Consider the following 12,173-nt stretch of genomic DNA (forward strand, 5'->3'; position numbering starts at 1 on the left):
CTAGGGGGTATCGCGGGCTCAATTGCAGCATGACCTCGAGTCGGGATCAGGAGTCGCGACAGTGTAGCACTTTTGTGCCTCCCGGCCCCTTACTCCGGACGCATGTGCGGGAACAGCAGCACGTCGCGAATGGAGGGAGAATTGGTCAGCAGCATCACCAGCCGGTCGATACCAATCCCCTCTCCGGCGGTCGGCGGCAGGCCGTACTCGAGGGCGCGGACGTAGTCCGCGTCGTAGTGCATGGCCTCCTCGTCGCCGGCGTCCTTCTCCGCTACCTGGGCGCGGAAGCGCTCGGCCTGGTCCTCGGCATCGTTGAGCTCGGAAAAGCCGTTGGCGATTTCGCGCCCGCCAACAAAGAACTCGAAACGGTCGGTGACAAAGGGGTCGTGGTCACTGCGCCGTGCCAGCGGTGACACTTCCGTCGGGTAGGCGGTGATGAAGGTGGGCTGGTCGAGCCGGTGCTCCACGGTCTTCTCGAAGATCTCGATCTGCACCTTGCCCAGGCCCCAGCTGTCCTTGAGCTCGATACCCAGGCCCTTGGCAATGGCGCGGGCCCCGGCGTCGTCGGACAACTGATCCGCGGCAATATCCGGGTTGAAGTGCAGGATGGAGTCAAACACGCTCATGCGCTGGAAGGGCTGGGAGAAATCGTACTCGCTGTCCTGGTAACGCACGGTGGTGCTGCCCAGCACGCTGGCGGTCAGCTCCCGCAGCATGTCCTCGGTGAGGTCCATGGCGTCGTTGTAATCGGCGTAGGCCCAGTAGAACTCGAGCATGGTGAACTCGGGGTTGTGGCGGGTCGACAGGCCTTCATTGCGGAAGTTGCGGTTGATTTCGTACACCCGTTCAAAGCCGCCCACCACCAGCCGCTTCAGGTAAAGCTCCGGCGCAATGCGCAGGTACATGTCCAGGTCCAGCGCGTTGTGATGGGTTACGAAGGGCTTGGCCGCGGCGCCGCCAGGGATCACCTGCATCATGGGGGTTTCCACCTCCATGAAGGCGCGCTGGTTCATGTAGTCGCGGATGAAAGTGATAACGGCCGAGCGGGTGCGGAACACGTCCCGGGACTCGGGGTTCACGATCAGGTCGACGTAGCGCTGGCGATAGCGCATTTCCTGGTCGGCCAGGCCGTGGTACTTGTCGGGCAGCGGGCGCAGGGCCTTGGTCAGCAGGCGCGCCTCCTTCATGTTGATGTAGAGATCACCCTTGCCGGACTTGTGGATAGGTCCACTGGCGCAGACGATATCGCCCAGGTCCCAGGCCTTGATCTCCGCCAGGGTGTCTTCGTCCAGGCCCTTGCGGTCCACGTACAGCTGGATGCTGTCGGAGCCATCCTGGATCAGCATGAAGGCGCCGCGGTTGCGGACCAGGCGGCCTGCCACCGAGTACTGGGCATCCAGTGCCTCAAGCTCCGCCTTGTCACGCTCGCCGTACTCGCGCTGCAATTCGCCGGCCTCGGCGGTGCGACGAAAGTCGTTGGGAAAGGCGTTGCGCTGCTCGCGAATGGCCGCCAGCTTGGCGCGGCGTTCGGCAATCAGCTTGTTTTCGTCTTCGACGCCCTGCGGGGCCTGCTGCTCGTTACTCATATCCACTCAGTTCCTACAATCCGCTTTTCAGTGAGGCCTCGATGAAATCGTCGAGGTCTCCGTCCAGCACTGCCTGGCAGTTGCTGGTTTGCACGCCTGTGCGCAGGTCCTTGATACGCTGGTCATCCAGCACGTAGGAGCGAATCTGGCTGCCCCAACCGATATCGGACTTGCTCTCCTCCATCGCCTGCTTCTCGGCACTGCGCTTGAGCATCTCCTGCTCGTACAGCTTCGCGCGCAGCATTTTCCAGGCCTTGTCGCGGTTCTGGTGCTGGGACCGCTCGCTCTGGCAGGCCACCACGATGCCGCTCTCGATGTGAGTCAGGCGCACCGCGGAGTCGGTCTTGTTGACGTGCTGGCCACCGGCCCCGGAGGCCCGGTAGGTGTCTTCCCGCACCTGGGACTTGTCCACCTCGATCTCGATGTTGTCGTCGATCTCCGGCGACACAAACACCGAACTGAAAGAGGTGTGGCGACGGTTGCCCGAGTCGAAGGGCGACTTGCGCACCAGGCGGTGGACACCGGTCTCGGTGCGCAGCCAGCCAAAGGCGTACTCGCCGGCAAAGTGAATGGTGGCGCTCTTGATGCCGGCCACATCCCCGGCGGAGGCCTCCTCCAGGGTGGTCTTGAAGCCGTGGGCCTCACCCCAACGCAGGTACATCCGCAGCAGCATCTCCGCCCAGTCCTGGGCCTCAGTGCCGCCGGAGCCCGCCTGGATATCCAGGAAGGCGTTGTTCTCGTCGTTGTCACCGCTGAACATGCGGCGGAATTCCAGTTGTTCCAGCGCCTTCACCAGGCCATCGATATCGGCGGCTATTTCCTCGATGGTGGACTCGTCATCTTCCGCCGCGGCCATTTCCAGCAGGTCGGCGGCATCGCCGGCGCCGGCATCGAGCTGCTCGATGGTGTGTACCACCGCCTCCAGCGAGGCGCGTTCGCGGCCGAGCTCCTGGGCCCGGTCCGGATCGTCCCAGACGCTGGGTTCAGCCAGCTCCAGTTCTACTTCTGCCAGTCGGTCCTTGCGATTGGCGAAGTCAAAGATACCCCCTAAGCACGTCAGTGCGTGCCTCGATGTCCTTGAGGGCGTTCAACAGCGGATTGATCTCTGCCATGGAGTTCGATTTCCTGTAAAAAGGGGTGCGGGTTCCCGTGAAAAGGCGCGCATTTTACCGAAAACACGGGGCGGCTGCATCAGCCCGCCCGCACCGCCCGCGGTGGCACCGCCAGCCCGTTCAGAACTGGTTGAGGATATACCCGATCAGCATCACCTGGGGCACCGTCACCAGCGGCAGGAACAGGGCAATCTTCCAGGACCGGGTAGTATCCCGGATGGACATGATCTCGGTGTAGTCGGTGGCCACCCCCGCCATCAGGAAAGTAAACGCATTGCCGGGAGCCCCGGCCCGGTTCATCAGGTCCGCGGCGATAGGAGTCGCCCCCTCGGAACAGACCTCGATCACCGTGGCCGCCAGCAGGGTCAGCCAGAGGCCCGCAAAGGAGGCGCCAAACCAGGCAGCGAAGGCATCGGCCGGCACAAATGCCCTGATCAGCGCCGCCAGCACCAGCCCGAACAGAGCCCAGCGCAACACCACCCGGGAGCCGCTTACCCCCTCACGCAGTACTTCCAGGGTGCCGCCGAAAGACAGGGAGACACTGCGACGGAAATCCCGCCACTGATCAGCCAGGGGTGCCGCTGCCCCCAACTCCTCCCGGAAGGGGTTACCGGGCAATGTCCCCCGGGCGACCAGGGCATCGAACACCAGACCGGTCAACACCCCGATGACCAGGGAAATGAGGATGAACAGCAAGGTCCAGCCCACCCCGATCAGGCCGAACAGGATCAGGGTCAGGGAAAAGGAGTTCCAGGGGCTGGCCAGCAGGAAGGCCATGACCTGCCCCACGGTGGCACCGCGCTCGTAGAGCTTCATGCCCACCGCCAGGATGCCGTGACTGCAAAGGTCAAGGAAAACCCCGGCCAGGGTGGCGCGAAACATGCCATTCAGTCCGCCGTTGCGGCCCAGCATGGCCAGCACGAGGTCCCGGGGGATCTTGCCCAGCAGGCCGACAAAAAACACCCCCAGGGCCAGCCCCCACCACATGCGGTTGAACAGTTCGTAAATGCCCCCGGTGAACGCTCCCAACACCGAGTCGTGCTGGTGGGCGCCCGTCACCAGGGCCCAGGCGTAGGCCAGTACGACCACCGACAGGCTGCCCCATAGCAGGTAATCCACGCGGGATTTGGTCGGGCAGCAGCTGTCACCAACGGCCTGCTGGGTGTGGCAGGAAGGGGCGCCCTCTGTGGCCGCGGGCGCATGACAGGACGGTGTGGTCCTGGCCTCGCTGTGACAATCAGCCATGATGGTGCTCTCCCCCACTCAGGTCATCGAGTATCGCGCAGTCCGGGCCCTCGTCCCCCCGGCAACGCCGCGCCATGTCCGCCAGTTGCCGCTCCATCGCCTGCAGCTCACGAATACGCTCCTTCACATGTCGCCGTTTTTCCAGCACCAGTTCGCGGGCTTGGACACTGTGCCGAGCGTGATCCCGCAGCAGCGCAAGTAACTGGCGGCACTCATCGAGGTCGAAGCCCACCTGCCGGGCCCGGTGCAGGAACTGCAGCTCTTCAAGGTCGCGCTCGACATACTGGCGGTAACCGTTATCGGCCCGGGCGGCGGGCACCACCAGCCCGATCTGTTCGTAGTAGCGAATCGTCTTGGCACTGAGCCCGCTGTGGCGGGCGGCCTGGGAGATATTCATAGGCCCCTCCAACATCATTGGAAGGAAGCATAAACCTTCCAGCTACTGGAAGGTCAAGCGGCGGGCTGAAGGAATTCGATCATCAACTGGACGCTGCTGCGGCTGCGATATTCATTCACGTCCAGGCGGTAGGCGGCCTGGATGAATTCCACGGACTCATCGGGCCAGCACTCTGTATCGATGTTGAAAGCAATGGCATCCACCGCCACCGCGCTATCGGGCAGGGACAGTACCAGCTTGAGGTGACGCTCCCCCACAATACGCTGGCTTACGATCCGGAAGCGACCGTCGAACAGGGGCTCGGGGAAGTGCTGGCCCCAGGGGCCTGCGTAACGCAGGATGGAGGCCACCTCGAGATCAATATCCTGCGCCGTCAATTCGCCATCGGACTCCACCACCGCCTGCAGGTCCACCGCCTCGGCATGGCGGGCGACCTCGTCCACCAGGGCCTGGTTGAACTGTTCGTAATGCGCCCGGGGCAGGCTCAACCCCGCCGCCATCGCGTGACCGCCGAACTTGGTAATCAGGCCGGGGTGGCGGGTGGCCACGGCGTCGAGCACGTCGCGAATGTGGATGCCCTGGATCGAGCGGGCGGAGCCCTTGATCTCCTCGCCACTGTCGTCGGCGTTGGCAAAGGCGATGGTGGGCCGGTGCATCCTCTCCTTGACCCGGGAGGCGAGGATGCCGATTACACCCTGGTGCCAGTCCGGCTCGTACAGCGTCACCGCCAGCGGGGGTTCACCGCCCTCGTCCAGGTCGAGCCCGCCGAGCATTTCCAGGGCCTGGCGCTCCATGCCGCGTTCGATATTGCGCCGGTCCTGGTTGAGCTGGTGCAGTTCCGCGGCGATGCGGCGGGCGTGCTGCGGCTCCTCGCTCAGCAGGCACTCAATGCCCACACTCATATCGTCCAGCCGGCCGGCTGCATTGAGACGGGGCCCCACCGCAAAGCCGAGGTCCGAGGCGACCACATTGTGGTGTCCGCGTCCGGCCACCTCCAGCAGGGCCTGGATACCGGGACGCGCCCGCCCGGCGCGAATGCGCTTGAGCCCGGCGTCGACCAGGATGCGGTTGTTGTGATCCAGGGGTACCACATCGGCCACGGTACCGAGCGCCACGAGGTCGAGGATATCGCCCAGGCCGGGTTCGGCCATACCCCGGGCCTCAAACCAGTTGCGCCGGCGCAACTCGGCGCGCAGGGCCAGCATAACGTAGAAAATTACCCCGACCCCTGCCAGGGCCTTGCTGGGGAAGTCGCACCCCGGCTGGTTGGGGTTCACCACTACCGCCGCCGCGGGTAGGGACCGCCCCGCCAGGTGATGGTCGGTCACCAGGGTCTCGATGCCCCGTTCCCGGGCTGCAGCGACGCCATCGATACTCGAGATACCGTTGTCGACGGTGATGATCAGGTCCGGTGAACGCTCGGCCGCCAGGGCGACGATTTCCGGAGTCAGGCCGTAGCCGTAGTCGAAGCGGTTGGGAACGAGGTAGTCGACCCGCTCGGCGCCAAAACACCGCAGGGTCGATACCGCCAGCGCGGTACTGGTGGCGCCGTCGGCGTCGAAGTCGCCCACCACCAGCAGGCTCTGCTGCTGTGCCAGGCTATCAGCGAGTAATACCGCGGCGGCTTCGGCACCGCGCAGACTGGAGGGGGGCAGTAAATGGGCCAGGCCGAGCTCGAGCTGGTCGACAGAGGCCACCCCGCGATTGCGGTAGACCCGGGACAGCAGAGGATGTAGCCCCGGTGCCTCGAAGTCCGCTACCGCTGGGCGGCGCCGGATCTGGCGCTGGACACGATTGCCGGCGCTACCGCCGGAGCTGCTACCTGATCCCGCCGACAAGGCCGCTCACACCCTCAGGCGCTGAGGTTGTCCGCCATGAAGGCCTGCACGTCCGCCAGGGCGTTGGGCAGCACCTCGCAGCGCTCGGGGCGCTCGAACAGGTCTTTCAGGTGCAGGGGCAGCCCGGGCTTCTCACCAATCCCGGCCTTGGCAACCGCGTCCGGGAACTTGGCGGGATGAGCGGTGGCCAGGGTAATCACCGGCACTTCGGGAGGCAGGCCCGCCTGCAGGGCGGCATTGACGCCAATGGCGCTGTGGGGGTCCAGCAGGTATTCGCAACGCTGCCAGGTACTGGCGATCTGCGCGCAGGTCTCCTCGTCCGACACCCGGTGGCTGCTGAACAGGGTCGCCGCCCGGTCCATGGCCTCCGCGGAGAAACTGATGTCGCCCTGGTCAAAGCGCTGCATCAGGTCCGCGATCGCGGCACCGTCGCGGTCGTAGAGGTCGAACAACAGGCGCTCGAAGTTGCTGGACACGGTGATATCCATGCTCGGCGACAGGGTGTGTTCCAGCGGCTGGCGGCCGTAGGTGCGGGTGGTCATCACCCGGTGCAGCACGTCGTTGCTGTTGGTGGCGATGATCAGGCGTTCTACCGGCAGGCCCATGTTGCGGGCCAGGTAGCCGGCAAAAATGTCGCCAAAGTTGCCCGTCGGTACAGAGAACGCCACCGGACGGGACGGTGCACCGAGGGCGACACCCGCGTAAAAGTAGTAGACGATCTGGGCCATGATGCGGGCCCAGTTGATGGAGTTCACTGCCACCAGGCTGCGATCCGACGGCAGGAAGGACTTGTCGGCGAAACTGGCCTTGACCATGGCCTGGCAGTCGTCGAAGTTGCCCTGTACCGCCAGGTTGTGGATGTTGTCACCCACCACGGTGGTCATTTGCCGGCGCTGCACATCCGACACCCGCTGGTGGGGGTGCAGGATGAAGATATCGATGTTGTTGCAGCGCTTGCAGCCCTCGATGGCCGCGGAGCCGGTATCGCCCGAGGTCGCGCCCATGATCACCACTTTCTGGTGGCGGCGCTCCAGCACGTAGTCCAGCAGGCGGCCCAGCAGTTGCAGGGCGAAGTCCTTGAACGCCAGGGTCGGCCCGTGGAACAGCTCCAGCACCCACTGGTTGGCGTCGATCTGCACCAGCGGCGCAACGGCGCCGTGACGGAACTCGGCATAGGTGTCGTCGATCAGCTGCTTCAGGTCGCCCGCCGGAATGCTGTCGGCGACGAAGGGCTCGATGATCCGCTGCGCCAGGCTCGGGTAGTCCAGGGCGGCCATCTCGCGGATTTCTGCCGCACTGAAGGTGGGCAGGGTTTCCGGCACATAGAGTCCGCCGTCGCTGGCCAGCCCCGTCAGCAGGACTTCTTCGAAACTGAGTGCGGGGGCCTGGCCCCGGGTGCTGATGTACTTCACGTCTGCTACCTGTCTGATGCTGTCGCGCCGATGCCGCTGCGCCTATGTGTTTCTTAACCGTCCAGCTCTTCCACGCGAATGCGGGAAATGCTGTTGCTGACACTGTCCAGTGCCTCCATCCGGGCCACGGCCTCATCCACCTTGCCCTGGGGCGCGTCGCTGGTCAGCACAATCACCGGTACCCGGGTTGCGCCGGGCGGCGGCGCCTTCTGGATCAGGGCCTCGATGCTGATGCCCAGGTCGCTGAGGATAGTCGCCACCTTGGACAGTACACCCGGCTTGTCCTCCGCTTCGATACGCAGGTACCAGGGCGTCACCACATCGGCCATCGGCACGATGGGCAGGTCCCGCAGGGCGTCGTCGGTCACCGACAGCGACGGTACCCGGTTCTCCTGCTCGGCGCTGATATCCCGGGCCAGGTCGACCAGGTCAGCCACCACCGCCGAGGCGGTGGGCGCGGCGCCGGCGCCGGCGCCGTAGTAGAGGGTCGGGCCGACCGCACTGCCCTCGACCAGCACGGCGTTCTTCACACCATTGACGTTGGCCAGCAGGCGCTCTTGGGGAATCAGGGTGGGGTGCACCCGCAGCTCGACTCCGGCGTCGCTCTGCTTGGCCACGCCGAGATGCTTGACCCGGTAGCCGAGTTCCTCGGCGTAATCCATATCCTGGGGTGTCAGGCGGGTAATGCCCTCGGTATAGACCGACTCGAACTGCAGCGGGATACCGAAAGCCAGGGAGGCCAGGATCACCAGCTTGTGGGCGGCATCGATACCCTCCACGTCGAAGGTGGGGTCCGCCTCGGCATAGCCGAGGGCCTGGGCTTCCGCCAGCACATCGCCGAATTCCCGGCCGTGCTCGCGCATCTCGCTGAGAATAAAGTTACCGGTACCATTGATGATGCCGGCCAGCCACTCGATGCGGTTGCCTGCCAGGCCTTCGCGCAGGGCCTTGATAATCGGAATACCGCCGGCCACGGCCGCTTCGTAGCGCACCGCCACCCCGTGCTCGGCAGCCAGGGCGAAAATGTCGTTGCCGTGTTCGGCAATCAGGGCCTTGTTGGCCGTGACAATGTGCTTGCCGTTGCGAATGGCGGTTTCCACCAGTTCCCGGGCCACGGTGGTGCCGCCGATCAACTCGACAACGATGTCGACGTCCTCGTCCTGGGCCACGTCGAAAATATCGCGGCTCACCCGCACCCCGGACAGGTCACACAGGGGGTTGTCCCGGCGCGCGCCGACCAGGGCGATTTCCAGCGGGGCCTGGGCGCGGGCGGCAATCTCCGCCGCGTTTTCACGCAATACGTTAAAGGTACCGCCGCCGACGGTACCGAGGCCGCAAATGCCGATTTTTACAGGTTTCAATCTATACCTTCTTGCTGTCTGCTTGCTGTCTGGCTTGTTTCTGGCTTGCTGTCTGTGATGCCCGGGTGTCAGCGCGACACGCTCAGGCCGGGATGGCGCCGTCCTGCTTGAACATGCGCCGGATATTGCGAATGGCCTGGCGGGTGCGGTGCTCGTTCTCGATCAGGCCGAAGCGCACGTAGCCCTCGCCATACTCGCCGAAGCCCACGCCCGGGGAGACGGCCACCTTGGCCTCCTCCAGCAGCTTCTTGCTGAACTCGAGGGAGCCCATCTCGCGATAGAACTCCGGCACCTGGGCCCACACGAACATGGTCGCCTTGGGCGGCTCAACCGGCCAGCCGGCGGAGTTCAGGCCGCTGCACAGTACATCCCGGCGCGACTTGTACATGGCGGTAATTTCCGCCACGCAGGTCTGGTCGCCCTCCAGGGCAGCGATCGCCGCCACCTGGATAGGCGTGAACATACCGTAATCGAGGTAGGACTTCATCCGTCCGAGAGCGCCCACCAGTTCGGCATTGCCGCAGCAGAAGCCGACCCGCCAGCCGGGCATATTGTAGCTCTTGGACATGCTGAAGAATTCCACCGCGACTTCCCGGGCGCCCTCCACCTGGAGGATGGACGGGGCCTTGTAACCGTCGAAGCAGAGGTCGGCATAGGCCAGGTCGTGCACCACCCAGATCTGGTGCTCGCGGGCGATGGCCACCACCTTCTCGAAGAAATCCAGCTCCACACAGTGACCGGTGGGGTTGGAGGGGAAGCTCAGCACCAGCATCTTGGGACGCGGCCAGCTGTTGCGAATGGCGTTTTCCAGTTCCTGGAAGAACTCGTGTTCCGCCGCCATGGGGATGTGGCGGATATCCGCCCCGGAGATCACAAAACCATAGGGGTGAATCGGGTAGCTGGGGTTGGGCACCAGCACCGCGTCGCCGGGGCCGGTGGTGGCCAGCGCCAGGTGAGCGAGCCCCTCTTTGGAACCCAGGGTAACGATGGCCTCGGTGCCCGGGTCCAGGTTGACGTCGTAGCGCCGCGCATACCAGTCACAAATCGCCTTGCGCAGGCGCGGAATGCCCTTGGACTGGGAATAGCGATGGGTGTCGCCGCGGCGAGCGGTTTCCACCAGTTTGTCGACAATATGCTCGGGCGTGGGCTGGTCCGGGTTGCCCATGCCGAAGTCGATGATGTCCTCGCCCGCCGCGCGCGCTTTCTGCTTCAGCTCGCCAATAATGTTGAACACATAGGGGGGCAGGCGCTGAATGCGCTGAAACTGGCTATCCACGGCTATTGGACCCGATCGGAGGCCGCCATCAGGCGGCGGGATTGTCAAAAAAGGTGGGAAACAGTACTGAGTCCACCGGGCACTGTCAACGCGCCCGGTAGCAATAGCGCATTATGCCGCGGATTTGGGCCGCGGCAACGGGATCAATTGAGGCCCAGGGTGGCCATCAGCTCGTCGGCGGACTGGTATCCGGGGATCATCTTGCCGGACTCGGTGATGATGGCCGGAGTACCGCGCACGCCCAGCTCCTGGCCCAGGGCGTACTCCTCGGCAATGGGGTTGCCGGGGCAGACGTTTTCATCCACCGTCTCGCGATTCTTCAGCCGGGTCAGGGTATCCTGGCGGTCGTCGGCGCACCAGGCGCTGGCCAGCTGGCGGAAACCCGGGGAGCCGAGACCGGCGCGTGGATAAGCCAGGTACCGCACTTCAACACCGCGCTTGTTCAACTCCGGGACTTCCTTGTGCAGTTTCTGGCAGTAGAAGCAGGTGACATCGGTAAATACGGTGATATGCGCCCGGGTCTCGCCTTCGGGGGAGAAGATAATCATGTCCTCGGGCTCGAGTGATGCCAGGCGTTCGAGACGGACGCCGTCACGGCGCTTTTCCGCCAGGTTGACGTAGCCCTGGGGCCCGACGGTGAACAGGTCGCCGACAATGAAATAGTTACCTTTCTCGGTGGCATACACCAGCGGCCCGTTGGCAAACTGGACCTCGTACATGCCGGGCAGCTCACTGGTGGAGACCGACTCGATCTTCAAGCCGGTGCTGGCCACCTCCATGGTGGCACGCAGCTTGTCCGCCACCGCCTTGTCCACGGGTTCGCCGGCCTGGGTTCCGCCCGCGACGAGAGCGCAAGCTGTGGCCACTACGGCGGCCATTCTGTGAAAGGTCATAGTCAATTCCCTGTACGCCCCTGGGGGCGGATTACTGTGTGCGCAGGCTTTGAGCCCGGCACGGCTTATAAGTTCCTTTTTTGTCACCGGGCCCTGCACACGGGCCAGGCTATTGTAGTTCAGCCATATCGCCCTTAACCCCGTGGATGGTGCTGTGCATGCAGCTCCTGCATGCGCGCCCTGGCCACATGAGTATAGATCTGGGTGGTGGTCAGATCACTGTGCCCCAGCAACATCTGCACCACCCGCAGATCGGCACCGTGATTGAGCAGATGGGTGGCAAAGGCGTGCCGCAGCGTGTGCGGGGACAACGGCTTGTTGATCCCCGCACGCCGGGCGTAGAGTTTAATACGATACCAGAAGGCCTGGCGAGTCATGGCGGCACCACGACGGCTGGGAAACACCGTTTCCGTGGGATTGCCGCGGATCAGGTCGGCCCTCGGCCCCTGCAGGAAGCGCTGCAGCCACAACTGCGCCTCCTCCCCCATCGGCACCAGGCGCTCCTTGCTGCCTTTGCCAAACACCCGCAGCACCCCCTGGTTGAGGCTGACCTGGGACAGTTGCAGGCCCACCAGTTCGCTGACCCGCAGTCCGCAGGCATAGAGCACCTCCAGCATGGTGCGATCGCGGTATTCAATGGGGTCGTCGAGCACCGGCTCGGCCAGCAGGCGCTCCACGTCCGCCTCCGACAGCGACTTGGGCAACGGCCTGCCGAGTTTGGGGCTGTCGATATCGAGGGTCGGATCTACCTGCAGACGCCCCTCGCGGATGTTATAGGCGTAAAAGCCCCGCACGCAGGACAGGAAACGGGCGCTGGAGCGGGGGGAGACACCTTCCTGCAACCGTACCCCGAGGTAGCGCTGGATATCGGCCGCCGAGGCCCGGAGTAAGCCACCGACCTGCTGCTGATGCAGCCACTCGCCGAACTGGCGCAGATCGCGACGGTAGGAGCCGAGGGTATTCTCGCTCAGCCCCCGCTCCATCCACAGGGCGTCGAGGTAGCGGTCGATATCGGGCTGATGTGGGGTTTGATTGGCGGTCACCCGGTGAGCG

10 protein-coding genes are annotated in these 12,173 nt (G+C 64.5%); all 10 read right to left on the reverse strand.

What is annotated here, in order from left to right; translation table 11 throughout:
* Positions 1 to 89: 89 nt before the first annotated feature.
* The 10 genes from lysS to xerD all read right to left on the reverse strand — a co-directional run bounded on the left by lysS (position 90) and on the right by xerD (position 12,163).
* Positions 90 to 1,586 (reverse strand): lysine--tRNA ligase, encoded by a 1,497-nt coding sequence (gene lysS, locus FV139_RS00370; RefSeq protein ID WP_148066270.1) that lies wholly within the window; start codon positions 1,584 to 1,586, stop codon positions 90 to 92.
* A gap of 13 nt (positions 1,587 to 1,599) precedes the next feature.
* A protein-coding gene (prfB, locus tag FV139_RS00375; protein WP_148066271.1) for a peptide chain release factor 2 occupies positions 1,600 to 2,698 on the reverse strand; the annotation gives its coding sequence in 2 pieces (ribosomal slippage) (positions 1,600 to 2,622 and positions 2,624 to 2,698; 1,098 coding nt in all).
* Between the two features lie 120 nt (positions 2,699 to 2,818).
* A complete protein-coding gene (locus FV139_RS00380) occupies positions 2,819 to 3,943 on the reverse strand; it encodes a permease (RefSeq protein WP_148066272.1) in 1,125 nt (374 codons plus the stop codon).
* Positions 3,936 to 4,340: a Cu(I)-responsive transcriptional regulator gene (cueR, locus tag FV139_RS00385; RefSeq protein ID WP_148066273.1), complete on the reverse strand. Its 405-nt coding sequence runs from the start codon at positions 4,338 to 4,340 to the stop codon at positions 3,936 to 3,938. The genes FV139_RS00380 and cueR overlap by 8 nt, the downstream gene beginning before the upstream one ends.
* A 53-nt stretch (positions 4,341 to 4,393) precedes the next feature.
* A complete protein-coding gene (gene recJ, locus FV139_RS00390; protein WP_148067011.1) occupies positions 4,394 to 6,118 on the reverse strand; it encodes a single-stranded-DNA-specific exonuclease RecJ in 1,725 nt (574 codons plus the stop codon).
* A 74-nt stretch (positions 6,119 to 6,192) separates the two neighbouring features.
* Positions 6,193 to 7,590, reverse strand: coding sequence for a threonine synthase (gene thrC, locus FV139_RS00395; RefSeq protein WP_148066274.1), 1,398 nt, complete (start codon positions 7,588 to 7,590; stop codon positions 6,193 to 6,195).
* Positions 7,591 to 7,643: 53 nt separating this feature from the next.
* A complete protein-coding gene (locus tag FV139_RS00400) occupies positions 7,644 to 8,951 on the reverse strand; it encodes a homoserine dehydrogenase (RefSeq protein ID WP_148066275.1) in 1,308 nt (435 codons plus the stop codon).
* Positions 8,952 to 9,033: 82 nt separating this feature from the next.
* Positions 9,034 to 10,227 (reverse strand): alanine transaminase, encoded by a 1,194-nt coding sequence (gene alaC / locus FV139_RS00405; RefSeq protein ID WP_148066276.1) that lies wholly within the window; start codon positions 10,225 to 10,227, stop codon positions 9,034 to 9,036.
* 143 nt (positions 10,228 to 10,370) lie between these two features.
* The gene (locus FV139_RS00410; RefSeq protein WP_148066277.1) at positions 10,371 to 11,120 is read right to left on the reverse strand and encodes a DsbC family protein; all 750 of its coding nucleotides are present in this window, start codon (positions 11,118 to 11,120) and stop codon (positions 10,371 to 10,373) included.
* A 134-nt stretch (positions 11,121 to 11,254) separates the two neighbouring features.
* A complete protein-coding gene (gene xerD, locus FV139_RS00415) occupies positions 11,255 to 12,163 on the reverse strand; it encodes a site-specific tyrosine recombinase XerD (RefSeq protein WP_268939922.1) in 909 nt (302 codons plus the stop codon).
* Between the last annotated feature and the right edge of the window lie 10 nt (positions 12,164 to 12,173).

Source organism: Parahaliea maris (assembly GCF_008064665.1).
GTDB lineage: Bacteria > Pseudomonadota > Gammaproteobacteria > Pseudomonadales > Halieaceae > Parahaliea > Parahaliea maris.

Bases quoted from the DNA above. Each gene is read 5' to 3' on its own strand.
- lysS (WP_148066270.1), bottom strand. From the start codon at position 1,586: ATGAGTAACGAGCAGCAGGCCCCGCAGGGCGTCGAAGACGAAAACAAG.
- FV139_RS00380 (WP_148066272.1), bottom strand. From the start codon at position 3,943: ATGGCTGATTGTCACAGCGAGGCCAGGACCACACCGTCCTGTCATGCG.
- cueR (WP_148066273.1), bottom strand. From the start codon at position 4,340: ATGAATATCTCCCAGGCCGCCCGCCACAGCGGGCTCAGTGCCAAGACG.
- FV139_RS00410 (WP_148066277.1), bottom strand. From the start codon at position 11,120: ATGACCTTTCACAGAATGGCCGCCGTAGTGGCCACAGCTTGCGCTCTC.